Below are 24703 nucleotides of genomic sequence, written 5' to 3'. Positions count from 1 at the left end.
GGGGGTACGCCGACCGTGAGGTGACGCCGGGCACGCTGTTCCGGATCAGCAGTGTGACGGGCGGGATCGTGCTGGCCGCGTACCCGCTGGAGCAGCCGGAGCGGCCGGTGGGGCTGGCGTTCGGGTTTCCGGCGCTGCGGGACGGGGTGGTGTGGCATCACTCGCACCTGCTGGCGGTGGACCCGGCGTGTCGGGGGTCGGGGCTGGCGGTGGCGCTGAAGGACGTGCAGCGGCGGCTGGCGCTGGAGCAGGGCCTGACCCGCATGACATGGACTTTCGATCCGCTGGTGACCCGGAATGCCCGCCTGAACCTGGGCAAGTTGGGGGCGACCGCGCGGACGTACCTGCCGGACTGGTACGCGCTGGAGGAGGACCGCGCCGGGGCGTTTCCGGCGGACCGCCTGCTGATCGAGTGGGATCTGGCGCGCGGCCCAGTGGAACGCCCGGCCCCGCGACCGGAGGGGCTGCGGGTCCTGGAGGCGTGGGGAGACGCGCCGGGCGCGCCTCTGCCGCTGGAGGGCGAGGTCCTGCTGGCCCCGACGCTGCTGGCGCCAACACTCCTGGCGGAGGTGCCGCTGCGCGCGGACGCTCTGCCGGAGCCGGTGCGGCGGGCGTGGCGGCTGGCGCTGCGGGAGGTGCTGGGTGGGGCGCTGGCGCGGGGGTTCGCGGTGGTGGATCTGGCGCGGGAGGGCGAGCGGGCCTTCTACGTGTTGCGCCGGGAGGGCTGAGCGGGCACTGTTCAGAACCCCCGGACCGTGTTATGTTATTTACATAAGGAGGTCAGATGTTACATATTGAATTCACCACCGACCTGGGCGCCAAAGTCACCGTGGACGTCGAGAACGCCTCGGCACTCCTCGACACCCAGCGGCAGTACGGCCGCCTCGGCTGGACCAGCGGCGAGATCCCCAGCGGCGGCTACCAGTTCCCGCTGGAAAACGAACCCGACTTCGACTGGCACCTCATCGGCGCCCGCAAATGGACCAGCCCCGACGGCGAGGAGCTCGTCATCCACAAGGGGCACGCCTACCGCCGCCGCGAACTCGAAGCGGTCGACAGCCGCAAGATGAAACTCCCCGCCGCCGTCAAATACAGCCGCGGCGCGAAGAGTACCGACCCCGAACACGTCCGCGAGAAGAGCGACGGCGAATTCGAGTACGTGACCCTCGCCATCTTCCGCGGCGGCCGCCGCCAGGACCGCTACGCCACCCCCGGCGCCCGCCCAGGCACGCCCACGCAGGCCCCCGCCCAGGCCGCGCGCCCCGCCCCCACCCGCCCGGCCCCCACGCAGCCCCGCCCCTCCCCGACCCGCACAGACGACGAACCGCCGTTCTGACGGAGGCAGTGGGAAGTAGGAAGTGGTGAGTGGAAAAGGCAGGAAGGGCACCCCAGATCGGCGGTGCCCTTCCTCTTTTCCCACTCCCTACTGCCCACTCCCCACTACCTACCGCCCACTGCCCGTTCAATCACCGAGCGGACGTCGGCGGGCTGCCACCCTTCGGGTTTGAGGATCTTGCCGTCGGCGCGGCGCGGTCCGCTGGCCTTGGTGAGGTTCGCGCGGTGGACCTCGGCGAACACGGCGTCGGCATCCAGGCCCAGGCGGTCGAAGGCGCCGTAGGTCACGTACAGCAGGTCGGCCAGTTCGTGCGCCAGGGCGGTCAGGTCGTGCGCGGCCAGGGTCTCCCCGGCGTCCAGGCGGGCGGCGAGGGTCTGGAATTCGGCGTCCACCTCGGCGGCTTCCTCCTGGATGAGGGTGCGGCGCAGCGTCAGCAGGGCGCGGTCGGGGGGCGTGGGGGTGTCGCGGCGGTCCTCGCCGATGGCGTCGTGGAAGTCGCGCAGGTGCCGGGCGTTCGTCTTGGGGGCCTGACTGGTCATCCGGTCATGCTAACGGCCCGGCCACAGGCTGCGGTGCGGGGCGAGGTCGGCGTCCGTGACGGTCACGCGCGCCGCGCCCCCGCTGACGGGCACGGGGAGGTTCAGGTCCACGCGGCGGCACACGCGTTCACGCAGGCCGCACACGAACAGCGGGCCGCGCAGGCGCAGCTCCCCGGCGGGCGCGGCGGGCAGGGGCACGCGGACGGGCAGCAGCAGCCCGAAGGATTCCGGGTGCGTGACGCTGGCCGGGCCACGCAGCGGGACCGGCAGCGGCGCGCGGCCCGGGGCGTGCAGGGTCAGGGCGCTGGGGGCGGCGCGGTTCACGAGGACGCCGCGCAGGTCGAACCTCACCTCCACGGTCAGGGGGGCGGCCCCGGCGACGCCCGCACCCAGCAGCAGTGGGGCCAGCAGGAGCGGCAGGGGGCGCATACCGGGCAGCCTAGCAACTGTCAGTGGCGTGCGGGGTCGCAACAGACCGCCGCCCCGGAGGTGGGGTCCGGGGCGGTCAGGAAAAGCTGTGGTTGGTTCAGGTTGCGGGGCTTGCACCCGCCGCGCGCTGGCCGGATGGCCTGCGACCTGCTCGCGCGCCCGTTGGTGAAGAGGTGGGCGTCTCCCTCTCGGCCCTCGCCCCGTGAGGGGCGACCTCACCAGGCCGAGGCGAAGTATGCCCCGCCAATGTCAGCGCCGCATGTGCCGGATCTACAGCGGGCCTTAAGCAAAATGGCGCAGAGGGAACACTGTTCCAGACGACACAAACTCATTCAGCAGCTACAGGTCCACGATGTGGTACCCGTACGCGTTGATGACCCGCGCGCCGCTCTCGGGGTCCAGGTACTCCAGTTTCTTGCCCTCGTACTCGTGGATGTGCCCGTGCACGACCAGCCGGGGGTGACGGCGACCCATGAACGCGTTGATGTCCGGGCAGCCCCGGTGCGCGTAGTCACTCCCGGCGTGCGGGCCGGTGGGGGGCGCGTGCGTCAGCAGGACGTCCACGCCACGCCGCGCCTGCCACGCCAGCCGCCCCAGCCCCCAGCGGGCCTGCGCGCGGGTGTACTGCCCCTCGCCGTCACCGCGGTAGCGGGGCACGCCGCCCCAGCCCGCCACGCGCAGCCCGGCTTCCTCGACCACGCGGCCGTGCGCGGCGATCACGCCGCGCGGGGGAATGCGGCCGTCCCCCTCGTTCACGTACTCGTTCTCGTGGTTGCCGTGCACGTAGATGATCGGCACCGTGAGTTTCGTCGCCAGGAACTCCAGGTAGTAGCCGGGCAGGTCCCCGGCGGCCAGCACCGCGTCCACCGGGGGCACGCCCTGCGGGAACGCCGAGCGGTACACGAACGGGTGGACGTGATCGGCCAGCACCATGACGCGCTTCCCCAGCGGGGCGCGGGACAGGGGGGGCAGGGCGGGCGGCGTCATGGTCAGGATGAGGGTGGTCCGAATCGGCCGGACCGGGGGGACTGCGCGTGATGGACGAGTGTACCCCCGCGCGACACTCCGGGGAGAGGGGTCGCGCTAGCGTGCGGGCGTGCCGGTCCTCCAGACGCCCCGCCTGCTTCTGTTGCCCCTGTCCCGCGTGGTGATCGCGCGCCGCCTGGAAGCCGAAGCGTTCACGCTGCCCCTGCCCGGGCCGGATGGGCCGCTGGACGTGACGTTCGAGCCGGAGTGGCCGGGCGATCCGCTGCCTGTCTTTCCGGGGATGCTGGCGGCACTGGTCGGGAATGAATCGGAGGTGGCGGGGTCGTTCATCGCCGTGCGCCGGGACACCGGGGAGGCGGTCGGGATGCTGGGCACGAAAGGGCCGCCCTCGCCGGAGGGGGCGCAGGAGATCGGGTACGGCTTCAACCCGGCAGTGTGGGGACAGGGCCTCGCGACCGAGGGCGTGGGCGCGCTCGTGACCCATCTGCACGCGCAGGACGTGCGGGTCGTGACCGCCGAGACGGCGACCGGCAATCCGGCCAGCGGGCGGGTCCTGTCGAAGCTGGGCTTCCGGCAGGTCGGCAGCGGGCACAGCGACGAGGACGGCCCGCTGACCCTGTGGGCACACGCCACCTGAGCAGCGCCGCATGGCCACTGCCCGGCATGAATATGCAGCTGAATACTCAGTGCGTCTCATCTGGACGCGCCGCGCGGAAATAATGTTGCAGGCGTGAGGCATACCGCCCTGGACCCCTTAGGCTGGAGTGCATGAACCTCTCGATCCTGGGTATCCCGATGGACCTCGGCGCGGGCCGCCGGGGCGTGGACATGGGCCCGTCCGCGCTGCGCAACGCCCACCTGACCCGCGCGCTGCGCGACCTCGGCCACAGCGTGACCGACCTGGGCGACGTGCGCGTGGCGCTGCCCGAGAGCGTGGACAAGCTGGAGGAAGGGGGCATGGTGTTCCTGGAATCCATCCTGGACGCCTGCCAGGGCACCCGTGACCGGCTGGCGGCGCTGCCCGCTGACACCTTCCCGCTGACGATCGGCGGGGACCACAGCGTCAGCATGGGCACCGTGACCGGCAACGCCCTGCGCGGCAACCCGGCGGGCGCGCGCATGGGCCTGATCTGGGTGGACGCGCACACCGACTACAACACGCCGGGCAGCAGCCCCAGCGGCAACATTCACGGCATGCCGGTCGCGCACCTGACCGGGCTGGGCGACCCGCGCCTGACCGGCCTGGGCGGCGGCTGGCACGTCCGCCCCGAGGACATCGTCATGATCGGCATCCGCAGCGTGGACCCCCATGAACGCGACCTGCTGCGCGAGGCGGGCATCAAGGCTTACACCATGAAGGACGTGGACCAGCTGGGCATCACCCGCATCCACGAGGAGACCCTGGAGCGCCTGAGCGGTACGGAGCGCCTGCACGTGTCCTTCGACGCGGACGCTCTGGACCCCAGCGTGTGCCCCGGCGTGGGCACGCCCGTCCCCGGCGGCCTGACGTACCGCGAGGGGCACCTCCTGATGGAACTGCTGTCCGAGTCGGGCCGCGTGACGAGCATGGACATCGTGGAGGTCAACCCGATCCTGGATACCCGCAACCAGACGGCGGAGGTCATGGTGGGCATGGCCGCCAGCCTGCTCGGGCAGCGCATCCTCTGATCTCCCCCATCCGGCCCCTGCCCCGCCCCGCGCGCGGCGGGGGCTTTGTGCATCGGCTCTCGACGGCCCCCCGCGTGGCGTGACATCCTGCGCGTCATGGTTGTCCTGCCCATCCGTTTCGAGCGCAGTCCCCGCCTGCACCCCATGCTGAGCGAGGTCGCGCACCCGGTGGGCACCCGCGTGGTCGTGCAGGGCAAGCGCGGCCCCGAGGTCGCCACCGTGCGCGGCGAACCCACGCCCCCCCAGTCGCAGGAACGCTACGGCGCGGTCCTGCGCGCCGCGAGCCCCGAGGACGTGAGCCGCTGGGAGGACCTGCACCGCACCGGCGAGGACCTCAAATGGCTGCTGCGCGCCCGCGCCCGGCAGCGCAACCTCCCGGTGAAGGTCGTGGCGGTCGAGTTCACGCTCGACGAGAGCCTCGTGACCGTCAGCTACAGCGCCGAGGAACGCATCGAACTGACCGGATTGATCAGCGAGCTGCGCGGGCACACGCGCGCCCGCGTGAACTTCGCGGCGGTCGGCCCGCGCGAGCAGGCGCAGATGATCGGCACGCTGGGCGCCTGCGGCCGGGAGAACTGCTCCTCGACGCACCTGCAGGACTTCGCGCCGGTCAGTATCCGCATGGCGCGCGACCAGCAGCTCCCACTGAACCCGGAGAAACTGTCCGGGCCATGCGGGCGGCTGCTGTGCTGCCTGCAGTTCGAGCACACCCAGTACCTGGATCTCCTGAAGGACCTGCCGCGCAAGAACGCCCGCGTGTGCCACGAGGGCAGCGGCGCGTGCGGGAAGGTCACGAAACTGCACCCGCTGGCCGGGACGGTGGACGTCACGACCGATCAGGGCGTCCTGACCGACGTGCCCGCCGCCGAGCTGCGCCGACTGACGGAAGCGGAGATCAAGGCGATGCCCGACACCGGGCGCGGCGGGGGTCGTCCGGGGAAGCCGAATCGCGCGCCGCGCGAGTGAACGGGTGACCGGCGCGCGGCGGTACACTCGCGGAAATGACCGTCACAGACCTGAGTGCCGTTGAAGCCACCCTGGCCGTCCCGGACGCCCTGACCCGCTGGGACCACTACGCGCCGCGCGTGCAGGCGCTGCTGGGCGCCCCGCTGGGCGCGGCGGACGTCCCCGCGTGGCTGCGCGCGTGGAGTGACCTGAGCGGCGAACTGTACAGCGTCGCGGCGAAACTGGCGACGCACGCGGACCTGCACACCGATCAGCCGGACGTGCAGGCGCGCTACCAGACGTTCACGGGCGCGGTGATGCCCGAGGCGGCGCGGGCCGAGCAGGCGCTGAAGCAGAAACTGCTGGCCGTGCCGGACTACGTGCCGGACGCGGAGTTCGCGCTGGCGTACCGGCGCATGCGCGACGAGGCGGCGCTGTACCGCGAGGCGAACGTGGCGCTGGAGGTCACGCACGAGGAGCAGAAGAACCGCTACTCGGTCCTCACCGGCAACCAGAAGGTCACGCTGGGCGGCGAGACGCTGACCATCCCCCAGGCCAAGCAGCGACTGGACACCCCGGACCGCGCGGCGCGCGAGGCGGCGTGGCGCGCCCTGACCGCCAGCAACCTCCAGGTGGCGGCGGACCTGGACGGCGTGATGCGCGACCTGCTCGGCACCCGCTGGCAGCTGGCCCGCAACGCGGACGAGGTGAACTTCCGGGATTACCAGTGGAAGGTGCTGGACCGCGTGGACTACACCCCCGCCGACTGCGCCGCGTTCCACGAGGCCGTGCGGGACGAGGTCGTGCCCCTGACCGCGCAGCTGGCCGAGGACATCGCCGCGCAGCTGGGCCTGGACTCGGTGCGGCCCTGGGATTACAACCGCAGCAACCTCCTGGACCCGCAGGGCCGCGCGCCCCTGGCCCCGTTCCAGACGGGCGCGCAGCTGGAGGCTCTGACGCAGGTGTCCTTCGACGCGCTGGACCCCGGGCTGGGAGACCGCTTCCGGCAGATGCGCGGCGGCGGCCTGCTGGACCTCGAATCCCGCCCGGGCAAGATGACGCACGCGTACTGCCAGTACTTCCCCACCCACAACGAGCCCTTCGTGCTGATGAACGTGGTCGGCACCGCCGAGGACGTCCGCGTGCTGTTCCACGAGATGGGGCACGCCTTCCACGGCTTCTACAGCGGGGACGCGCAGCCGCTCGTGTGGAACCGCTGGAGTCCCATCGAGTTCGTGGAGATTCCCAGCATGGCCATGGAGTTCCTGACCCTGGACCACCTCGGCCACGCCTTCACGCCCGAGGAACTGGGCCGCTACCGCCAGAAGCAGCTGGAGGGTGTGATCGCGTTCCTGCCGTGGGCGGCGCAGATGGACGCCTTCCAGCACTGGCTGTACGCCGAGGCCCCAGAGGACGTGAGCATCGAGGCGCTGGACGCCAAGTGGCTGGAACTCGACCGGACCTTCCACCCGTTCGTGAACTGGGACGGCCTGGACGAACGCGCCCGCGCGAAGGGCTGGCAGTACTACCACGTATTTCAGGTGCCCTTCTACTACATCGAGTACGCCATGTGTTACCTCGCGGCGACCGGCATCTGGCGCGCCGCTCAGGCGGACCCGGCGGGCGCGCTGGACCGCTACCGCGCCAGCCTGCGCCTGGGCAGCACCGTCAGCGTGCCCGAGCTGTACCGCGCGGCGGGCGTGGAGTTCCGCTTCGACCGCGAGCATATCCGGGGCCTGATGACGTTCCTGCGCGGGCAGATGCACGCCTGACCAGCGGCGGCAGAGAAGGGGGGCCGCACCTTGAACGTGCGGCCCCCCTTCCCTGTGAGGATCAGTACTGGTAGGTGGTGGTCTCGCTGACGTTCACGCGCACGGTGCGGTTCGCGCCGCGGTCCACCGTCAGGGTCGCGGTGGTCGCGCCCTTCACCAGCGTACCCACGTACCCGGTGCCGGTCTGGCGGGTCTGCTGCAGGGTGTACCCCATGCTCTGCAGGTCGCGGACCTTCTGGTCGTAGGCGCTACGGGCGGGGTCCTGCACGGTGGTCCCGGCGATCGCGCCGAGCAGGTTGCCGATCAGGTCCAGCACGGCGTTGCCGCTGGTGGGGGCGGGGGCGGCGATGGGACGGGCGAACTCGACGTTCAGGTTCGTGGTGCCGCCGCTGCGGACGGTCACGGTCGTGGTGAAGTCGGTGAAGCCGGGGGCCTGCACGCGGACGGGGTACGTCCCGGCGCGGAGGTTGCTGTACGTGACGTTCGCGCCGCCCAGCCGCTGACCGTTCAGGATCACGGTGGCGTTGTTCACGTTCGTGCCGACGAACAGGCTGCCGGTGCTGACGGGGGTCTGCGCGGCGACAGTGTAGAAGGCCGTGTCACTGACCCAGCTGTTCTGCGGCAGGGGGTTCACGACGATGCTCAGCGCCTGCGCGAGGCCCGCCTGACCGCCCTTGGTGCTGACGGTCGCGAACTGGTCCTGCGCGGTCTTGAACTCGCTGATCTGCGTGAGGTTCAGCGGGGTCAGGCTGGCGAGGGCCAGGACCTTGTTCTGCCCGATGGGACCGCCGACGCTGTACGTGAAGTTCGCGCCGGGTGCGGGGAACGTGGTGGTGGTGTTCGCCTTGACGAAGTTCTCGCCACTGAGGCGGTTGGGGAGGACCTGATCGACGCTGCCGTCGGGGTTCACGTTGAACAGGTACACGTACGCGTCGCGGTTCACGGTGGTGCTGACGCTGATGGCCTCGCCGACGCGGTACGCGGGGTTCTGGCTGCCCGTCGTGTCCTTGTTCACGCGGACACTGACGCTCAGGTCAGGCTGGGTGGGGTTCACGATGATGCTCTGGGCGCTGATCTTCGCCTGGGCACCGGCGGTGCTGAGGGCGGCGGCGGTTCCGAGGGCGAGCAGGGCGGTCAGGTTGCTTTTCATGAGAACAAGTCTGAGGGGGCCGCGTGACGGCTGGCTGACGACACCTGATGGAAGCCTTGAGAGTTCAGGAAAGCGTGAAGTCCCCACCCCGGCCCCCGCACGGCCCTGCGCGAGGTGCCGGGATCAAGCCCGCGCCCCAGTCCCCCGGTGAAGTTCCAGCCGGGTCAGATGTGAGGACCCTTCAGACGCGCCCACCCCGGCTGTGCCCCTGCGTGACCCCACGCGCGATCAGGTGCGCGGCCCGCAGCGGCTCCGGAATGCGGCCCGTGACCGTGAACGTCCCCAGGGCAGCTTCTGCCTGCGCCAGCGTGAGCCCGGCCCGCTGCACAAACACGCCCGCGCAGGATTCCATCGGCCCGGCCGCCCCGATCAGCGCCCACTTGCGCGCCCCACCCGGCACACGGGTCAGCGCCGCGCGGATGCGGTCCAGGTCCGGGGCACGCCGCGCGACGACCAGCACGGGTTTTCCCGTCTGCGCGTGCAGCGCGTGCAGGTCCACGACGTTGAAGCCCGCCAGCGCGATGCCCTGCAACAGGATCAGCTGAAGGTGCTCCGGGGACCGGTTCACCAGTCGCGCCAGTTCACCCGTGCTGTTCCGCCCGTCACGCCTCACCCGGCCACTGAGGACGCCATGCAGGGTCGTGCGGGCGTACACGGTCCCGATCACCGGCACGTCGCCCCGCCAACCGTGCGCGAAGGGCGCGTCGTCAAACCCGATGGCATGCGCGAACACCCCCGCAGCGTAACGCCCCGCAAGCGCCGAACTGGCCTACCCACCCCCTCCGCCATCCGGCGCATGCCGCGCTGACCGGCGGAGCGCACACTGCGGACATGACCTCCACTGCACCCCAGACCACCCCGGCACCCCAGGCCACACCGGCACCCGGCTGGCCCACCGTGACCCCCTTCGACCCGCACGCCGCCACCCCCGCGCAGCGCCTCGCCGTCGGACACCTCCTCGCCGACGCCTTCCACCACACTCACCCGGACGACCCGGCCCTCCTCCCCGAAACCGAAGCACTCGGCCTCACCCACCAGCTGCCCACCGAACGCAAATCCCACCTCGTCGTGTGGAACGGCGACCAGGCGCTGGCCTGGGGCAGCGTCGAATACGACACCGAACAGAACACCCACATGGCCCACCTGCGCCTCACCGTGCACCCCACCGCCCGACGCCAGGGCCTGGGCCGCGCCATCATGAGCCAGCTCCTCGAACAGGCCGCCGCCGCCGGACGCCACACCCTCACCTTCGGCACCAGCAGCCGCAGCCCCGCCGGGGAAGCCTTCGCGCAGTCATACGGCGCGCACGCCGCGCTCACCATGCGCCAAAGCCGCCTGGACCTCACCACCCTCGACCACGACCTCCTGAGCCGCTGGCAGACCCGCCCCGACGGCGACCCCTTCCGCCTGCACCTCTGGCAACGCGTCCCCGACGAGTACCTGAAGCGCGTCGCCGACATGATGATGGTCATGAACACCGCCCCCCGCGGCGACCTCGAACAGCAGGACTGGACGATCACGCCCGAGATGATCCGCTCCTGGGAAGCCATGATCGAAGAAGCCAACGAGACCCGCTTCATGATCGCCATCGAGGACACGCGCACCGGGCAACTCGACGCGTACAGCGAAACCTTCTGGATGCAAGAGCGCGCCGCCCTCGTCTACCAGGGCGCCACCGCCGTCCGCCCCTCCGCCCGCGGACAGGGCCTCGGCAAATGGGTCAAAGCCGCCATGCTCGACCACGTCCAGCACGCCTGCCCCGGCGCCCGCTGGGTGCAGACGAACAACGCCAACGAGAACGCCCCCATGCTCGGCATCAACGTCGCACTGGGCTTCAAGCCGTACAGCAGTTTCACGGAGTGGCAGCTGAAGCGGGGGTAACGCCGAGTTTGATGTTGTGTGGCTGCGCCTGCGGCGGGCCTCCCCACCCCCCAGCCCCCTACCCCAGAGGGGCAGGGGGAGTTTTCGCTGCGCTCGGCAGGTATTTCTCACAGGTGGTCAGTGGGTATGGGGCGGGGTCGGCCACGTATGGGGCTGCATGCCTCCGGGTTCGCCGCGTTCGCCCCGCGCGCTGCGCGCACGACGGGCTCGGTTGCCACGACGGTGATGGGGCCAGCCAACTTGGTGCGGGCCGGAAGGTTCTACTTTTTGAGCTGTTGCCAGAGCGGGTTTTGAAGTCGATCAGCAGGATTCGACTCGTTGCGCGGCCAGCCACCGCAGAACACCACCGGCCGTCGTGCGCGAAGCGCGCGGGCTTACGAGGGGGGCGGAGGATGGCGTCGAAGCCAGACACGTCACCGCCCGACACAAACGCGCCGCACAAGTAAAAACTCTTGCCGAGCGCAGCGACTGCTCCCCCTGCCCCTCTGGGGTAGGGGGCTGGGGGGTGGGGCAGCCCGCCGCAGGCGCAACCATTCCACCGTTCAAGCCCGAGCCAGCCTCCCCCCCACTCCCGGACGCAGCGCCAGCGCGGTGAACAGGCTGCCCAGCGCACCGAGCAGGAGGAGTACGGCGGCCATGCCTGCCCCGCCGATGGCGGCGCCTACGGGGAGGCCGAGTGCGGCGATCCATTTGCTGATGGTGAACACTTGCCCGTGCGTGGCGAGGTACGCGCCGCGGCGTTCTTCGGGGATGAGGTCGGCGAGGAGCGCCTGTCGGGTGGGGACGTAGAGCAGTTCGCCGATGCTGAGGATGACGGTGGCGGCGATCAGGGTGGGGAGGTGGGTGCTGGTGGCCAGTCCGGCGAAGCCGAGGGCGAACAGGGCGAAGCCGGCGTGCATGGGGCGGTGGGGGTCGCGGCCGGTGAGCCAGCGGGCGGCGGGGGCGGTGAGGGCGACGATGAGGAGGGTGTTCACGGCGGTCAGGACACTCGCGGCGCGGATGCCGTCGAGGGTGAGGCCGTGCCAGTCGGTGTGGGGGAAGTGCTGGGCGAGGTGCACGGCGATGTGGTTGGTGCGGGTGAATTCGATGCTGAGGATGAGGATGCCGCCGAGGACGAAGAGGAGGAAGGGGCGGTCGGTGACGACCTGCGCGTAGCTGCGCAGGAGGGGTGTGAGGCCGAGGTCGGTGCGGGCGGTGGGGCTGGCGGCGCGCGTTTCGGTCATGAGGGCGGTGCAGAGGGCGGCGGTGAGGACGCTCATGCCGACGAGCAGGGCGAGCAGGAGCGTGAAGTGGTCGTGGTACAGCCAGCCGCCGATGAGGGTGCCGATCAGGATGCTGAGGTTCACGGCCCAGTAGTTGACGGCGTACATGAAGGTGCGGGTGTCGGGGGTGCTGACGTCGACGAGCATGGCTTCGGCGGCGGGGTTGATGAGGCCGCCGGAGACGTTCACGAGGAGGAGGGCGGCGAAGGTGATCCAGGGGTTGGGGCCGTGCAGGTTGCCGAGGAGCATGAGGGTGAAGGCGAGGAGTTTGAGGGCTTCGCCGGTGAGGAGGGTGCGGCGGCGGCCGAGGGCGTCGGCGAGCGCGCCGCCGTACAGGCCTGCGAGGAACTGCACGACGCCTGAGGTCAGCAGCAGGGTCCCGGCGAGGGCGGCGCCGAGGTGCGCGGTGAAGTAGATGGCCATGAGCGGGAAGACCATGCTGCCGACGACGCGGCTGAGGAAGGAGGTGGTGATGCGGGTTTTCACGTTGGGGTGCAGGCTGCGCCACATGCGTTCAGGGTCGCGCAGGTGGAAAGGGGAAAAAAGACGCATAGTGGCGTGGTGGTGTCCCCTTTTCCTGCTGATTCGCCCGTGCCGGACTGGCCGTACCTGTCGTTGCGGGCGGCGCTGCACGCGCGGGATGGCGTGCGGGACTGGCACCGGGTGACGCTGGCGGACGCGCAGGCGTGGTGGGCGTGCAGTGACCGGACGGCGAAGCGGCAACTGGCGCGCCTGCATGCCGCCGGGCGGTTGACGTACACGCCGGGGCGGGGGCGGGGGAACACGTCGCGGGTGGCGTTTGCGGGGGCGCTGGAGGGGGAACTGGCGGCCCTGACGGCGCATCTGGCAGCGGTGGGCGCGGCGGCGGATCTGGCGCGGCTCTCGCGGCTGGGGTTTCCGCGGGCGTGGGTGCTGACGGACGCGGTGCGTGGCACGTTCGGGCTGGGGGTGGGCCCGGCGGGCACGGATCGCCTGCGGACGGTGGTGACGCGGCCCCTGACGAGTCTCGATCCGCTGACGGTGAACTCGGCGGCGGAGGCGCATCTGCTCACGCAGGTGCTGGACCCGCTGCTGCTCTTCGACCCGCAGGCCGGGACGCTGCGGCCCCACCTCGCGCACCACTGGGGTACACCGGACGACGGGCGCACCTGGGTCTTTCACCTGCGTAAGGGGGTGAGTTTCCACCACGGGCGGACGCTGGACGCGCAGGACGTGTGCTTCACGTTGGAGCGGGTGCGGCGCGGCGCGCCATGGTACCTGGGCGGCGTGCTGGACGTGCAGGCGACCACGCCGTTCACGGTGCAGGTCACGCTGGATCAGCCGGATCTGTTCTTTCCGCGGCGGCTGGCGCACGAGCAGGCGTTGATCCTCCCGCGGGACGTGCCGTTCGACGAGCGCCGCCCGGTCGGGACGGGCGCGTTCCGCTGGTACGCGCTGGACGGCGGGTTCCGGCTGGAGGCGTTCGACGCGCACTTCGCGGGGCGGCCCCTGATCGACGAGGTGGAGGTGTTCCTGGTGCCGGAGCTGCGTGGGGACGCGCCGTCCACCCTGGACGTGACGGGCGCCGCCCAGGATCCGGTCGAGCGCTGGGTGCCGGAGAACAGCGTGCATTTCCTGATCTGGAACGCCCACCGGCCCGCGGCGCGGTCGGCGGCGCTGCGCGCGGCGGTGGTCGAGTTGCATGACATCCGCGCGTTCTGGCAGGAGTCGGGCCGGGCCGAGCAGTTGCTGCCTGCCACGTCGTTCCTGCCGCGCCGCAGCCTGGGCCGCCCGCCGCGTGGGCACTCGCTGGTGCGGGCGCAGGCCCTGCTGGAACGGGCCGCGTATGCCGGGCCGCCCCTGCGCGTGTGGGTGCTGGATCTGCCCGGCGCGCGGCAGGAGGCCGACTGGCTGGCCGCGCGGGCCGCCCGGCTGGGCCTATCCATGCAGGTCGTTCCGGCGCCGCTGGACGCCCTGCCGGACGCCGGGGACGACGTGGATCTGGCGTTCATGGGTGAGATCGCCGGGTGGGACGAGCACCTGTCGTTCTGGTCGGCGCTGCGGCAGCCGGAGTTGCTGTTCCGCCGCCTGCTGCCTGCCGACGTGCTGCGCGACGTGGACGCCCTGCTGGACGGGTACCGCGTGGCCCCCGACGCGGCGGCGCTGGAGGCCCTGATGACCCGCGTGGAGGCGCGGTTGCTGGGCGGGCATCACCTGCACCTCACGCATCACCGGGTCAAGCGGCGCGCGGTGCATCCGCTGATCCGGGACGTGCATCCGGACGCGTATGGCCGCATAGATTTCAAGCGCCTGTGGCTGGGGGACGCCCGCACCTGAGGCGCGCTGCGCTACGCTGCACCCCATGAGGGTCGCCGTTGCGGATGTGGGCACCAATTCCAGTCACCTGCTGATCGCGGAGGCGGCACGTGGGGATGCGGGCGGGTTCCGGGTGCTGGACGCCCTGAAGGACCGCACACGACTGGGCGAGTGCCTGGACGGGGCGGGGAACCTGACGCCGGAGGGGGAGGACCGGCTGGCGTCGGCCCTGACGCGGTTCCGGGCGCTGGCGTCGGGGGCGGGCGTGGCGGAGATTCACGTGTGCGCGACGAGTGCGTTGCGGGAGGCGCCGAACGGGCCGGAGGTCGCGTCGCGGATGCTGGCGCGGACCGGGGTGTATCCGGTGATCATCAGTGGGGTGCGTGAGGGGGAACTCACGTACCTGGGTGCGGCGCACGCGGTGGAGCTGGGGGCGGACAGCGTGCTGCTGGATCTGGGTGGGGGGAGTCTGGAGTTCGCGCGGGGGGACGCGGCGCGGGCGCTGGACGTGCTGAGCCTGCCGCTGGGCGCGATCCGCATGCGGGACGCGTTCCTGCGGTCGGATCCGCCGGGGCGGCGGGAACTGGCGGCGCTGGACGCGGCGGTGCGGGAGGCGCTGGAGCCGCATGTGGGGCGTTTCCGGGTGCGGCCGGGGACGCGGGTGGTGCTGTCGAGCGGCACGGCGGAGGCGGCGGCCGAGGCGATCCTGGCGCGGCGGGGCGAGGAGGCGCGTGGCGTGAACGGCACGCGCCTGAGTGTCGCGGAGCTGGGTGAGCTGCTGGAGCAAGTGCGGGGCCTGAAGGGCGCGGCGCGGGCGCGGGTGCCGGGCCTGGAGCGGCGGGCGGACACGGTGGTGGCGGGGCTGGCGACGCTGCACGCGGCGCTGGTGGTGCTGGGCGCGCAGGAGTTCACGGTCAGTGAGGGTGCGCTGCGTGAGGGCATGCTGATCGAGGAACTGACGCGGCTGGAGGCGTACAGTTCGTCGATCAGTGCGCGGCAGCGCAGCGTGCTGGGCATGGCGGAGCGCTTCGGAGCGAATCTGTCGCACTCGCGGCAGGTGGCGGCCCTGGCCCGTGAGTTGCTGGCGCGCCTGCGGGCGCTGGGCGTGGACCTGGGCGCGGAAGGTGAGGCGCGCAGCGTGCTGACGGCGGCGGGCGCGCTGCACGAGGTGGGACAGATCGTGGCGCAGAGCGCGCATCACAAGCATTCGGCGTACCTGATCCGGCACGCGGAGTTGCGGGGGTTCACGCCGCGGGAGATCGAGCTGGTGGCGCTGCTGTCGCGCTACCACCGCAAGAGTGCGCCGAAAGGCTCGCATCCGGAGTTCGCGGTGCTGAGTGCGGCGGATCAGGCGCTCGTGACGCGCTGGGTGGGCATCCTGCGGGTCGCGGACGGCCTGGACCGTTCGCATGCGGGCGCGGCGCGCGTGACCGGCCTGACCCGCACCCGCGACGGCTGGCAGCTGAGCGTGCAGGGCGCCACGCCGCTGGACCTGGAGGGCGCGCGTGAGAAGGCGGACGTGTGGGCCCGGGCGTTCGGCCCGCTGACCCTGAAGGCCGAGTAGTCCGGGCGCACGCGGGGGCGGCGGGTATGCTGGGCGGCATGAAGGACGCCTCGCCCGCCGCTCCGGCTGTCACCCCGCCGACCCTGCCGCAGAACATCCTGAGTATCCAGTCGTGGGTGGCGTACGGGCACGTGGGGAACGCAGCGGCCGTGTTCCCGCTGCAGCGCCTGGGGTTCGAGGTCTGGGCGATTCACACGGTGCAGTTCAGCAACCACACCGGGTACGGCGCGTGGACGGGGGCGCTTTTCCCGCCCGAGCAGGTCGCGGACCTGATCGACGGGATCGAGGCGCGCGGCGCGCTGGGTGGCTGCCACGCGGTCCTCAGCGGGTACATGGGCAGCGAGGGCACGGTCGCGGCCGTCGTGGACGCCGTGCGGCGCGTGCGCGTGGCGAACCCGGACGCACTGTACGCCTGCGACCCGGTCATGGGGGACGTGGGGCGCGGCGTGTTCGTCCGCCCGGAACTGCCGGACCTGATCGCCGCGCAGGCGATTCCGGAGGCGGATCTCGTCACGCCGAACCAGTTCGAGCTGGAACTCCTGACCGGGCACACGGTGGACACGCTGGAGCACGCGCTGGAGGCCGCCCGCGCCCTGCGAGAACGGCTGCGTGCGGGCGGGCCGAGGATCGTGGTGGTGACCAGTCTGGTGCGCAGCGGCGCGCCGCAGGAGAGCATCGAGACGCTGGTCGTCACGGATGATGGCGCGTGGCTGTGCCGCACGCCGCTGCTGCCGCTGGACCCGCCGCGCAACGGCACGGGGGACGCCATCGCGGCGCTGTTCCTGGGGCACTACCTGCGCGGTGGGGACGCCGCGCAGGCCCTGAGCCTGTCCATGAGCGCCCTGTACGCGCTGCTGCAGCGCACTCATCTGGCGGGCACCCGCGAGATTCAGCTCGTCGCCGCGCAGGACGAGTTCCTGAAACCCGCGCGGGTGTTCGAGACGCAGCAGGTCGGCTGACCCGGGCCACCATTAAGCGAGCCGCGCGGCGAGCAGCAGCAGTCCACTCAGGGTCACGCACAGCGGGATGTACAGCCGGTCGTCCCAACGGGCGAAGGTGGTGCCGCGCACGCGTTTGAACAGCCCCAGGTACCGGAAGTCCCCGACCACGCGCAGGCCGAAGGCGACCCCAGCCGCCAGGGTCGCCCAGCGCGCCCAGTTGAAGGTCGCGGCGAGCGGGACCAGCGCGGCGCCGCTCAGCAGGGCCACGGCGACCAGGGCGGTGGCGCCCGGTCCCGGCGTGAACAGCGGTCCGCCGGACGTGCCGGGTCGGCTGGGCAGCGCGGCGGTCAGTCCGGCGCGCCCGCCGAACAGCCAGTAGACGTGCACGGCGGCCAGGGCGAGCAGGATCAGGGTAGCCAGGGTGGAATACGGTGTCATGCGTCCTCCGGGATCAGGGTCAGCAGGTGCGTGCGCAGCGGCGTGGGGTCAGCGATGGCGTCCCGCCCTGTGCGGTCCAGCAGGCCGATCAGGGCGGCGTACAGCAGTTCGGCGCGCTGAGCGGCGTCGGGGTCGTTCAGGCCGCTGCGGCGCAGCTGGCGGGTCAGGAACGCCACGCGGCGGTCCTCCACGCGGGCGGTGACGACGGCGGCCTGCGGGTCGGTGCGGCTCCAGGCGAGGAACTGCGTCTCGCTGCGCAGCGAGGTGGGCGCGCCGTCGAACAGGTGGTCCAGCACGCGCTGCACGCAGGCCCGTGGGGGGCCGCCCTGCTCGGCGTGCGCGATCAGGGTGGTGTTGAGGGTCTCCCAGCGGTCCAGCAGCGTGGTCAGCAGCGCCTGACGGTCGCGGTGGTGCCAGTAGAAGCTGCCCTTGCTGACGCCCAGCGTGCGGGCCAGTCGCTCGACCCGCACGCCGTCCGGGCCGTCCTGCGCGAAGAGGTGGTACGCGGCGTGCAGCCAGTCGTCGGGGGTGAGGGTCATGGGCGTCCTCACGGTACGGCGCGTGGATGGAGGAGCACCAGACGCCACCGTATGGCGCCCGAGTCTGAGCAGCGGCTGCACAGGGCCCCATGCGGCTGAGTGCGAGCCAGTCACGCAGGCATCAACCCACCGACTCCGTCCTGAACGCGACTCGCCGTTCCCTCCACTGATGGGGCGACTGGGTATCGCTCGGGGTCTGGCCTGCGCGCATGCTGTCTGGCAGCGCGTTCGATGAGGAAGTGATCAGGGTCCAGTCAGGGGCACCCCAACGGGCGTTGGGGGACCTCTCATGGGGGCGGCGGGGCGGCGGGGAAGACTGAATCTCATGAAACATATTCTGTTCCCGACGGTGGCTGCGGCCGACGCCTTCACTGCTGATCTTCAGGGCCAGGGCGTCATCGCGCCCACCATGGGCACCAGCACCTACACCCGCCGCGCCGACGGCACCCCCGCCACGGACGGCGCCGGTCACATGACCATGGAAGGCGACGGCGTGGGCGGCACCGCCGAGGACGCCGGTGCGGGCGCCGTGAAGGGCACGGGCGTGGGCGCCGTCGTGGGCGCCGCTGCGGGCATCCTGGCGACCGGCGCGACCATCGCCACGGGCGGCCTGGCCCTTCCCGTGATCCTGGGCATGGCCGCGCTGGGTTCCGGCGTGGGCGCGGCAGTCGGCGCGACCGGCGGCGCGATGGGCGTCGACGAGACCGGCGTCACGGACCGTTACGACGTGGACGACACGTACTACGACCGCATGGACAGCACCATCAACAGTGGTGGCCGCGTCGTGGCCGTGCATGACAGCGTGCCGCAGGACGTCCTGATGGACGCCGTCGCCCGTCACGGCGGCGAGATCGTGGACAGCGGCGCGCGCCGCATGGACCACAACCCCACGATGTAAACCCGTCACGGACGGAGGCCCCCGGCGCACTGCTCGGGGGCCTCCTCTTTCTTCGTGTCCTTCGTGCCAACTTCCCCGTGTCATCTGCCGTGGGTCGTCAGCCCTGGATAGTCAGTGCTGGATCGTGGGCGCTGGGTCAGGGGCGGGGCGGCTGGGGCAGCGCGACCTTGTGGAACCAGAAGTTCCCGAGCGTCTCGATGACCTCCACGAATTCCGCAATGGACACGGGCTTGGGAATGTACGCGTTGGCGTGCAGGTTGTAGCTGCGCCAGATGTCGCTCTCGGCGCGGCTGGTGGTCAGGACGATCACAGGGATGCTGCGCAGTTCGGCGTCCTCTTTCAGGATGTCGAGCAGTTCCAGGCCGGTCATGCGGGGCATGTTCAGGTCCATCAGGATCACGTCGGGTCGCGGGGCGCCCGCGTGGTCCTCGCTGCGGCGCAGGAAGTTCAGGGCGTCCACGCCGTCGCGGGCGTGGCTGAGGTGGTGCGGGAAGTGCGCCTCCTCGAAGGCTTCCTGGGTGAGCATCACGTCGGCGGGGTTGTCCTCGACGAGCAGGATCTGGACGGGTCTGGTCATGTGGGGTCTCCGGTGGGGGCGTGCGGCAGCGCCAGGTGGAATGTACTGCCCTGACCGGGGGTGCTGTCCAGCCACAGCTCGCCGCCCAGCTGCTCGGCAGCGCTGCGCGTCACGGCCAGCCCGATGCCGCTCCCGGCGTACTCGTCGAGGCCGTGCAGGCGCTGGAACACCCCGAAGATCCGCTCGTGGTACTCGGGCGCGATGCCGATGCCGTTGTCCTGCACGTGAATCACCCAGCGGCGCGCCTCGCGTTCGGCGGTCACGCGGACGCGGGGGGGCACGCCGGGCTGCTGGAATTTCAGGGCGTTCCCGATGAGGTTCTGCAGGGCGTGCCGGAGCAGTTCGGGACTACCGCTCACGGTGGGCAGCGGGCCGACGTCCACCTGAGCGTCACTGCCAGTGATCTGCACCTCGAGGTCCGCGAGGATCTCGCCGACGAGGTCGCCGAGGTTCACGTCCTGCGCGGCGCGGGGGGCCTTGCGCACGCGGGAGTACGCCAGCAGGTCCTGGATCAGGGTCTTCATGCGCAGCGTGGCGGAGGTCGTGAAGGCGATGTACTGGTCGGCGCGGTCGTCGAGTTTCCCCTGGTAGCGGCGGGCGAGCAGTTCGGTGTAGCTGCCGATGGTCCGCAGGGGTTCCTGCAGGTCGTGACTGGCGACGTACGCGAACTGTTCGAGTTCGCGGTTGCTGCGCTCCAGGTGCGTGTTGCTGGCCTTGAGTTCCTCGGCGGCGGCGCGCAGTTGCGTCTCGCGGTCCTGCACGGCGCCCGCCATGGCGTCGAACTGCGCGCCCAGCTGCGCGAATTCCCGCACGGGCAGGCGGGGCGTGCGCCGGGCGTAGTCGCCCTGCGCGATGGCCTGCGCGGCGCCGTTCAGGTCCATGACGGTGCGGCGGACGGTGCGGGTCACGCGGTACGCGGTGAGGGCCAGCAGCGTGATGCCCAGCAGCAGCCCGCCCACCGTGACCCACTGCACGCGGACCAGCAGGTCCTGACTGGACTGCGTGGCGTCGTGCAGGCGGCCAGACTCGTTGCGGTACATGACGTTCAGGATGTCGCGGGCGTCGTTCAGCAGCGTGCGGCCCACGCCGTTACCGACGCGGTCGGCGGCCTGCTGCAGGGACAGACGCCGGGCCGCGATCTCCTTCTGCGCGGCGTCCTCGTCCCAGCGGGTCACGAGTGCCTGCACGCGCGCGAGGTTCGTGCGCTGGACGTCCGTGACGCTCAGGTCGTGCAGGGCGAACACGTCGGCCTGGAAGATCAGCTTGCCGTTCTCGTAGGGTTCCAGGAACGCGGGCTGCCCGGTGATCACGAAACCCCGCTGTCCGTTTTCCATGACGGACACCTGCGTCGTCAGGTCCGAGATCAGCTGCAGGCGCGCCTGGGCGTCCACCACGCGCTGCAGGGCCTCGTCGTTGCGGTTCACGCCGTACGTGACGACGCCGCCGACGCCCAGCAGCAGCGCGAACGGCAGGATGAAGGGCCGCAGCAGCACCTGCCGCAGGCTGGGCACGCGCGCCGGGACGCCCGCCGGGGGGACCGGGGCGGACTCGGCGGGGGCAGTGACGGCCGACATTGCCGGGCATTCTAGACCAGCCGTGGCGCGCCCTTGCGCGCACCCGGTCACCTCCAGCCTCCTCCGCCCCGAATTTTGAACCCGGTTCACTTCGGCGGGGTACAGTGAACGCATGACATTCCAGAACGTGAATCTCACCCACGCGGGTGAGGTCGCCACGCTGACCCTGACCAGCAAGAAAGGCAGCATGGGCCCGACCTTCTGGCCCGAAATCCCCCGCGTCCTGAACGAACTGGGCGGCGCCCGCGCGCTGATCCTGCGCGGCCAGGACCTCTTCAGCGCCGGACTGGACGTCCGCGCCAGCGCCCCCGTCATCGCCCCCACCCTGGGCGACCCCGACGCCTTCGCGGCGGTCGTCGCCGAGATGCACGCCGCCATCGACGCGTTCGCCGCGCTGCCCATCCCAGTGATCGCCGCCGTGCACGGCTGGTGCATCGGCGCGGGCCTGGAACTCATCAGCGCCTGCGACATCCGCATCGCCAGCGCAGACGCCCGCTTCAGCCTCCCCGAGGTCAAACTGGGCATCACCGCCGACCTGGGCGGCCTGCAACGCCTCCCGCACCTGATCGGCACCGGCCGCACGGCGCACCTCGCCCTGACCGGCGACCCCATCGACGCCCAGACCGCCGAACGCTGGGGTCTGATCACCGAACTCCTGCCCACCCCCGACGCCCTGTTTGAGAGGGCGAACGCCCTCGCCACGGGGCTGGCCGCCCTGCCGCCCCGCGCGGTCGAGGGCACCAAACGCACCCTCCACGCGCACCTGCCCCACGCGCAGAGCCTCGACCAGGCCGTCCGCTGGAACGCCCAGCACATGACCGCAGGCGGCCTCGCGCAGGCACTGAAATAGGGTCGAGGGACGAGGGTCGAAGCGTCAAAGACCCTCGACCTGGACCGCTTAGACCTTTAGACCCTCCGCCCCTCAGACCCCTTCAAGGAGCCCCACCATGAGCCAGAACCCCGGCACCCTCCAGCCCGGCACCGCCGACAGCACCTTCCGCCCCGACCTGCTGCAGGGCAAGCACGCCCTGATCACCGGCGGCGGCAGCGGCATCAACCTCGGCATCGCGCAGAGCTTCGCCGCGCACGGCTGCAAGGTCACCATCCTGGGCCGCAACCTCGAGAAAGCCCAGACGGCCGCGCAGGGCATCACGGACGCCGGCGGGCAGGCCATCGGCGTGAGCGCCGACGTGCGCGACATCGCCGCCATGCAGGCCGCCGCCGAACAGGCCGTGGCGACCTTCGGCCCCATCGACATCGTCCTGGCGGGCGCCGCCGGGAACTTCCCCGCCCCGGTGGACGGCATCAGCCCCAACGGCTTCAAGACCGTCGTGGAGATCGACCTGCTCGGCACGTACCACACCATCAAGGCCTGCGCGCCCCACCTGACCACCCCCGGCGGGAACATCCTCTCCATCAGCGCGTACGGCGTGCCCGTGCCCATGCAGGCGCACGTCGTCGCCGCGAAGGCCGGCGTGGACGCCCTGACCCGCACCCTCGCCGTCGAATGGGGCCTGCGCGGCATCCGCGTGAACGCCATCATCCCCGGCCCCATCGACGGCACCGAAGGCATGGCCCGCCTCGCGCCCGACGAGAAGACCCGCCGCCAGTTCATGGGCACCGTCCCCCTGGGCCGCTTCGGCATCCCGCAGGACATCGCCAACGCCGCCCTGTTCCTCGTGTCTGACGCCGCCAGCTACGTCACGGGCGTCATCCTGCCCGTCGACGGCGGCCAGAACATGCTCGGCGGCGCCCCGCAGTACCAGATGTACCAGCAGATGGGCCTCGCCCTGCCCAAGAAGGACTGAGCCGGGCCACGAGCTGTGGGCGGTGAGGAATGAGCAGGTGTCCTCCGAGCCCGCAGCTCAAGTGCATGCCCGCGCCGTGCCCGCTGCCGCTACGCTGCGGGCATGTCTGCTGCCCCCATGCCCGTCCACCAGCACCTCTCGGAAGTTCGGGGGGCGGCGCTGCTGGACCTGCCGGACTGGTCGGGGGTGCGGCGCGTGAATCTGGACGGGCTGGGCCTGGGCGCGTTGCCGGAGCGGGAGGCCGCGCCGGACCTGACGGCGCTGAGCGTGTACGACAATGCGCTGACGGGCGTGCCGGACTGGGTGTGGACGCGCGGCGGGGTGCGGACGCTGAACCTGTCCGCGAACCGCTTCACGGCGCTGCCGGACGCGCTGGGTGACCTGCGCGAGTTGCGGATGCTGGACCTGGGGCACAACGCGCTGGCGGCCCTGCCGGACGTGTTCGGCGGGCTGGAGCGGCTGGCGTTCCTGTACCTGATACGGATTCCGTCTGTTTCGTTTACAACCCGGAACATCACCGGGTTGTAAACTCCACGCCCGGAACCCGTTTCGCTCCTACTCGCATCCGCTCGGGTTGAAAGTTTTTGCAAACCTTTCAACCGGAGTCCGTATGAGTCATAACCGCCTGACGGGACTGCCGGAGTCCATGCGGCATTTGGGCGCGCTGACGTACCTGAACGTGACGGACAACGCCCTGACGCGCCTGCCGGACTGGCTGGGTGACCTGCGCTCGCTGACGGAGCTGCGGCTGTACGGCAACCCGCTGGAGGCCCTGCCCGACAGCGTCGGGGCGCTGGGTGCGCTGCGGGAACTGCACGTCATGAACGCCCGCCTGACCGCTCTGCCCGCCAGCCTGGGCGGGTGCGGGGCGCTGGAGGTGCTGGACCTGCAGGGCAACGCATTGACGGCGCTGCCGGACTCGCTGGGGCACCTGTCGCGCCTGACCACGCTGAACCTGCGCTTCAACGCCCTGACGCACCTGCCGGATACGCTGGGCGGCCTGAGCGCACTGCACACCCTCGACCTGCGCGCCAACAGGCTGACCACCCTCCCGGAGGCACTGGCGCACCTGCCGGGGTTGCGGAAACTCGACCTGCGCTGGAACCGCATCGAGAAGTTACCGGACGCCTTCGACGCGCTGATCGCGCGGGGCGGACAGGTGTACCTGTAACGCAGCGGCTCGGATTGAACGGCTTGATACGCTATTCAACCGGAGTCCGGATCATATGGACTCCGGTTGAAAGGTTTGCAAAACCTTTCAACCCGAGCGGAGCGAGCGGGAGCGAAACGGGTTCCGGGCGTGGAGTTGGCAACCCGGTGCTGTCCCGGGTTGTCAACGAAACAGACGGAATCCGGATCAGTCCAGCGTGGCGGGGAACGGCAGGGTGCCCTCGTAGATGGCGCGGCCCACGATGGCGCCCTCGATGCGCTCCTCACGCAGCAGGCGCACGTCGTCCAGGTTCGCGACGCCGCCGCCCACGATCAGGGTGTTCGTCCAGAGACGGCGGACCTGCGCCATCAGGTCGCGGTTCAGGCCGCGCAGGGTGCCGTCGCGGGTGACGTCCGTGAAGATCAGGGTTTCCAGGCCCGCGTCGGCCAGGGTGGGGGTCAGGTCGGCGACCATGACGCCGCTGCCCTGCGCCCAGCCGTGCGTGGCGACCTCCAGTCCGCGTGCGTCCAGGCTGACGACCACGCGCTCGGGGCCGTGCGCGGCGATCAATTCCCGCACGAGTTCGGGTTGCTTGACGGCCGCCGTGCCGATCACGACGCGGTCCACGCCCAGGCGCAGCAGGTCCTCGGCGGCGTCGCGGCTGCGGATGCCGCCGCCGACCTCCACGGGCACGCCGAGTTCCTGCGTGATCTGGGCGATCACGGCGCGGTTCTCGCCGCGTCCGGTGGCGGCGTCCAGGTCCACGAGGTGCACCAGGCCCGCACCCAGGCTCACCCAGTGGCGGGCGGCGTCCAGGGGCGAATTGAAGTAGACGGTCTCGCGGTCGGGGTCGCCTTCGAACAGGCGCACGGCGCGGCCGGACTGGATGTCCACGCAGGGAATGATGAGCGGCTCTTGCATCCGCTTCAGGATACGGGGCCTGCTCGCGC

General features: G+C 71.2%; 26 protein-coding genes (1 of these 26 only partly in view). 15 read left to right on the top strand and 11 right to left on the bottom strand.

Annotated features, from left to right (window positions below):
* Positions 1-728 carry the 3' portion of an acyl-CoA acyltransferase gene (locus EXW95_RS13395; protein ID WP_371810184.1) on the top strand. It extends 112 nt beyond the left edge of the window, so the window shows 728 of its 840 coding nt (coding positions 113-840); its start codon lies beyond the left edge, outside the window; its stop codon occupies positions 726-728.
* Between the two features lie 56 nt (positions 729-784).
* Complete coding sequence (locus EXW95_RS13390; protein ID WP_174367862.1) at positions 785-1336, top strand: single-stranded DNA-binding protein; 552 nt, start codon at positions 785-787, stop codon at positions 1334-1336.
* 104 nt (positions 1337-1440) lie between these two features.
* Here the strand turns inward: EXW95_RS13390 and EXW95_RS13385 are convergent, their stop codons facing one another.
* The 3 genes from EXW95_RS13385 to EXW95_RS13375 all read right to left on the bottom strand — a co-directional run bounded on the left by EXW95_RS13385 (position 1441) and on the right by EXW95_RS13375 (position 3291).
* Entirely contained in the window at positions 1441-1875 is a 435-nt protein-coding gene (locus EXW95_RS13385; protein ID WP_174367861.1) for a hypothetical protein, read from the bottom strand.
* A gap of 9 nt (positions 1876-1884) precedes the next feature.
* Positions 1885-2304 (bottom strand): hypothetical protein, encoded by a 420-nt coding sequence (locus tag EXW95_RS13380; protein ID WP_174367860.1) that lies wholly within the window; start codon positions 2302-2304, stop codon positions 1885-1887.
* A 339-nt stretch (positions 2305-2643) separates the two neighbouring features.
* Positions 2644-3291, bottom strand: coding sequence for a metallophosphoesterase (locus EXW95_RS13375; protein ID WP_254605619.1), 648 nt, complete (start codon positions 3289-3291; stop codon positions 2644-2646).
* Between the two features lie 109 nt (positions 3292-3400).
* Between EXW95_RS13375 and EXW95_RS13370 the strand changes: the two genes are divergently transcribed.
* From EXW95_RS13370 to EXW95_RS13355, 4 genes are all read left to right on the top strand, one after another.
* Positions 3401-3928 (top strand): GNAT family N-acetyltransferase, encoded by a 528-nt coding sequence (locus tag EXW95_RS13370; protein ID WP_174367859.1) that lies wholly within the window; start codon positions 3401-3403, stop codon positions 3926-3928.
* A 131-nt stretch (positions 3929-4059) separates the two neighbouring features.
* Entirely contained in the window at positions 4060-4959 is a 900-nt protein-coding gene (gene rocF, locus EXW95_RS13365) for an arginase (protein WP_174367858.1), read from the top strand.
* 96 nt (positions 4960-5055) lie between these two features.
* The gene (locus EXW95_RS13360) at positions 5056-5925 is read left to right on the top strand and encodes a stage 0 sporulation family protein (RefSeq protein WP_174367857.1); all 870 of its coding nucleotides are present in this window, start codon (positions 5056-5058) and stop codon (positions 5923-5925) included.
* A gap of 35 nt (positions 5926-5960) precedes the next feature.
* Positions 5961-7676: a M3 family oligoendopeptidase gene (locus EXW95_RS13355; RefSeq protein WP_174367856.1), complete on the top strand. Its 1716-nt coding sequence runs from the start codon at positions 5961-5963 to the stop codon at positions 7674-7676.
* Positions 7677-7737: 61 nt separating this feature from the next.
* On the opposite strand, the gene EXW95_RS13350 is transcribed toward EXW95_RS13355, so the two are convergent.
* Both EXW95_RS13350 and EXW95_RS13345 read right to left on the bottom strand, forming a co-directional pair.
* Positions 7738-8826, bottom strand: a complete 1089-nt coding sequence (locus EXW95_RS13350) for a DUF4384 domain-containing protein (RefSeq protein ID WP_174367855.1) — start codon at positions 8824-8826, stop codon at positions 7738-7740.
* A gap of 181 nt (positions 8827-9007) precedes the next feature.
* Complete coding sequence (locus EXW95_RS13345) at positions 9008-9559, bottom strand: DUF99 family protein (RefSeq protein ID WP_174367854.1); 552 nt, start codon at positions 9557-9559, stop codon at positions 9008-9010.
* Between the two features lie 98 nt (positions 9560-9657).
* Here EXW95_RS13345 and EXW95_RS13340 point away from each other — a divergent pair, with 98 nt between their 5' ends.
* Positions 9658-10707, top strand: a complete 1050-nt coding sequence (locus EXW95_RS13340) for a GNAT family N-acetyltransferase (RefSeq protein WP_174367853.1) — start codon at positions 9658-9660, stop codon at positions 10705-10707.
* Between the two features lie 542 nt (positions 10708-11249).
* Here EXW95_RS13340 and EXW95_RS13335 read toward each other — a convergent pair.
* On the bottom strand, positions 11250-12479 hold the full coding sequence (locus EXW95_RS13335) for an MFS transporter (protein WP_174367852.1): 1230 nt from the start codon (positions 12477-12479) through the stop codon (positions 11250-11252).
* 81 nt (positions 12480-12560) lie between these two features.
* On the opposite strand from EXW95_RS13335, the gene EXW95_RS13330 reads away from it, so the two are divergent.
* Genes EXW95_RS13330 through pdxY form a run of 3 tightly spaced genes read left to right on the top strand, consistent with a single transcriptional unit; the run spans position 12561 to position 16787 of the window.
* Positions 12561-14285: an ABC transporter substrate-binding protein gene (locus tag EXW95_RS13330; protein WP_371810064.1), complete on the top strand. Its 1725-nt coding sequence runs from the start codon at positions 12561-12563 to the stop codon at positions 14283-14285.
* Positions 14286-14310: 25 nt separating this feature from the next.
* Positions 14311-15828 carry a Ppx/GppA phosphatase family protein gene (locus tag EXW95_RS13325; protein ID WP_174367850.1) on the top strand — a complete coding sequence of 506 codons (1518 nt, stop codon included), beginning with the start codon at positions 14311-14313 and terminating at the stop codon, positions 15826-15828.
* Between the two features lie 38 nt (positions 15829-15866).
* Positions 15867-16787 (top strand): pyridoxal kinase PdxY, encoded by a 921-nt coding sequence (gene pdxY / locus EXW95_RS13320; RefSeq protein ID WP_174367849.1) that lies wholly within the window; start codon positions 15867-15869, stop codon positions 16785-16787.
* Between the two features lie 12 nt (positions 16788-16799).
* On the opposite strand, the gene EXW95_RS13315 is transcribed toward pdxY, so the two are convergent.
* Together EXW95_RS13315 and EXW95_RS13310 are read right to left on the bottom strand one after the other, a co-directional pair.
* A complete protein-coding gene (locus EXW95_RS13315) occupies positions 16800-17207 on the bottom strand; it encodes a DUF3995 domain-containing protein (RefSeq protein WP_174367848.1) in 408 nt (135 codons plus the stop codon).
* On the bottom strand, positions 17204-17746 hold the full coding sequence (locus EXW95_RS13310; RefSeq protein WP_174367847.1) for a TetR/AcrR family transcriptional regulator: 543 nt from the start codon (positions 17744-17746) through the stop codon (positions 17204-17206). The genes EXW95_RS13315 and EXW95_RS13310 overlap by 4 nt, the downstream gene beginning before the upstream one ends.
* Before the next feature lie 325 nt (positions 17747-18071).
* On the opposite strand from EXW95_RS13310, the gene EXW95_RS13305 reads away from it, so the two are divergent.
* The gene (locus tag EXW95_RS13305; protein ID WP_174367846.1) at positions 18072-18644 is read left to right on the top strand and encodes a hypothetical protein; all 573 of its coding nucleotides are present in this window, start codon (positions 18072-18074) and stop codon (positions 18642-18644) included.
* A 136-nt stretch (positions 18645-18780) separates the two neighbouring features.
* On the opposite strand, the gene EXW95_RS13300 is transcribed toward EXW95_RS13305, so the two are convergent.
* Positions 18781-19221, bottom strand: a complete 441-nt coding sequence (locus EXW95_RS13300) for a response regulator (RefSeq protein ID WP_174367845.1) — start codon at positions 19219-19221, stop codon at positions 18781-18783.
* Positions 19218-20795 carry an ATP-binding protein gene (locus EXW95_RS13295; protein ID WP_174367844.1) on the bottom strand — a complete coding sequence of 526 codons (1578 nt, stop codon included), beginning with the start codon at positions 20793-20795 and terminating at the stop codon, positions 19218-19220. Before EXW95_RS13295 ends, EXW95_RS13300 begins: the two co-directional genes overlap by 4 nt.
* Positions 20796-20907: 112 nt before the next feature.
* Between EXW95_RS13295 and EXW95_RS13290 the strand changes: the two genes are divergently transcribed.
* The 4 genes from EXW95_RS13290 (at position 20908) to EXW95_RS13275 (ending at position 23774) form a co-directional block, all read left to right on the top strand.
* Positions 20908-21645 (top strand): enoyl-CoA hydratase-related protein, encoded by a 738-nt coding sequence (locus EXW95_RS13290; protein WP_174367843.1) that lies wholly within the window; start codon positions 20908-20910, stop codon positions 21643-21645.
* Positions 21646-21742: 97 nt separating this feature from the next.
* Complete coding sequence (locus tag EXW95_RS13285; RefSeq protein WP_174367842.1) at positions 21743-22603, top strand: SDR family oxidoreductase; 861 nt, start codon at positions 21743-21745, stop codon at positions 22601-22603.
* Between the two features lie 102 nt (positions 22604-22705).
* The gene (locus EXW95_RS13280; protein WP_174367841.1) at positions 22706-23131 is read left to right on the top strand and encodes a leucine-rich repeat domain-containing protein; all 426 of its coding nucleotides are present in this window, start codon (positions 22706-22708) and stop codon (positions 23129-23131) included.
* A gap of 82 nt (positions 23132-23213) precedes the next feature.
* On the top strand, positions 23214-23774 hold the full coding sequence (locus EXW95_RS13275) for a leucine-rich repeat domain-containing protein (protein ID WP_174367840.1): 561 nt from the start codon (positions 23214-23216) through the stop codon (positions 23772-23774).
* A gap of 186 nt (positions 23775-23960) precedes the next feature.
* On the opposite strand, the gene hisA is transcribed toward EXW95_RS13275, so the two are convergent.
* A complete protein-coding gene (gene hisA / locus EXW95_RS13270; protein ID WP_174367839.1) occupies positions 23961-24674 on the bottom strand; it encodes a 1-(5-phosphoribosyl)-5-[(5-phosphoribosylamino)methylideneamino]imidazole-4-carboxamide isomerase in 714 nt (237 codons plus the stop codon).
* Positions 24675-24703 lie beyond the last annotated feature (29 nt).

Source organism: Deinococcus sp. JMULE3 (assembly GCF_013337115.1).
Lineage (GTDB): Bacteria > Deinococcota > Deinococci > Deinococcales > Deinococcaceae > Deinococcus.
Note: the sequence above shows the minus strand (reverse complement) of the source record. Positions and strands in the feature narration are given on the sequence as shown.

Bases quoted from the DNA above. Each gene is read 5' to 3' on its own strand.
- EXW95_RS13390 (WP_174367862.1), top strand. From the start codon at position 785: ATGTTACATATTGAATTCACCACCGACCTGGGCGCCAAAGTCACCGTG.
- EXW95_RS13385 (WP_174367861.1), bottom strand. From the start codon at position 1,875: ATGACCAGTCAGGCCCCCAAGACGAACGCCCGGCACCTGCGCGACTTC.
- EXW95_RS13380 (WP_174367860.1), bottom strand. From the start codon at position 2,304: ATGCGCCCCCTGCCGCTCCTGCTGGCCCCACTGCTGCTGGGTGCGGGC.
- EXW95_RS13375 (WP_254605619.1), bottom strand. From the start codon at position 3,291: ATGACGCCGCCCGCCCTGCCCCCCCTGTCCCGCGCCCCGCTGGGGAAG.
- rocF (WP_174367858.1), top strand. From the start codon at position 4,060: ATGAACCTCTCGATCCTGGGTATCCCGATGGACCTCGGCGCGGGCCGC.
- EXW95_RS13360 (WP_174367857.1), top strand. From the start codon at position 5,056: ATGGTTGTCCTGCCCATCCGTTTCGAGCGCAGTCCCCGCCTGCACCCC.
- EXW95_RS13355 (WP_174367856.1), top strand. From the start codon at position 5,961: ATGACCGTCACAGACCTGAGTGCCGTTGAAGCCACCCTGGCCGTCCCG.
- EXW95_RS13350 (WP_174367855.1), bottom strand. From the start codon at position 8,826: ATGAAAAGCAACCTGACCGCCCTGCTCGCCCTCGGAACCGCCGCCGCC.
- EXW95_RS13340 (WP_174367853.1), top strand. From the start codon at position 9,658: ATGACCTCCACTGCACCCCAGACCACCCCGGCACCCCAGGCCACACCG.
- EXW95_RS13335 (WP_174367852.1), bottom strand. From the start codon at position 12,479: ATGTGGCGCAGCCTGCACCCCAACGTGAAAACCCGCATCACCACCTCC.
- EXW95_RS13325 (WP_174367850.1), top strand. From the start codon at position 14,311: ATGAGGGTCGCCGTTGCGGATGTGGGCACCAATTCCAGTCACCTGCTG.
- pdxY (WP_174367849.1), top strand. From the start codon at position 15,867: ATGAAGGACGCCTCGCCCGCCGCTCCGGCTGTCACCCCGCCGACCCTG.
- EXW95_RS13315 (WP_174367848.1), bottom strand. From the start codon at position 17,207: ATGACACCGTATTCCACCCTGGCTACCCTGATCCTGCTCGCCCTGGCC.
- EXW95_RS13310 (WP_174367847.1), bottom strand. From the start codon at position 17,746: ATGACCCTCACCCCCGACGACTGGCTGCACGCCGCGTACCACCTCTTC.
- EXW95_RS13305 (WP_174367846.1), top strand. From the start codon at position 18,072: ATGAAACATATTCTGTTCCCGACGGTGGCTGCGGCCGACGCCTTCACT.
- EXW95_RS13300 (WP_174367845.1), bottom strand. From the start codon at position 19,221: ATGACCAGACCCGTCCAGATCCTGCTCGTCGAGGACAACCCCGCCGAC.
- EXW95_RS13295 (WP_174367844.1), bottom strand. From the start codon at position 20,795: ATGTCGGCCGTCACTGCCCCCGCCGAGTCCGCCCCGGTCCCCCCGGCG.
- EXW95_RS13290 (WP_174367843.1), top strand. From the start codon at position 20,908: ATGACATTCCAGAACGTGAATCTCACCCACGCGGGTGAGGTCGCCACG.
- EXW95_RS13285 (WP_174367842.1), top strand. From the start codon at position 21,743: ATGAGCCAGAACCCCGGCACCCTCCAGCCCGGCACCGCCGACAGCACC.
- EXW95_RS13280 (WP_174367841.1), top strand. From the start codon at position 22,706: ATGTCTGCTGCCCCCATGCCCGTCCACCAGCACCTCTCGGAAGTTCGG.
- EXW95_RS13275 (WP_174367840.1), top strand. From the start codon at position 23,214: ATGAGTCATAACCGCCTGACGGGACTGCCGGAGTCCATGCGGCATTTG.
- hisA (WP_174367839.1), bottom strand. From the start codon at position 24,674: ATGCAAGAGCCGCTCATCATTCCCTGCGTGGACATCCAGTCCGGCCGC.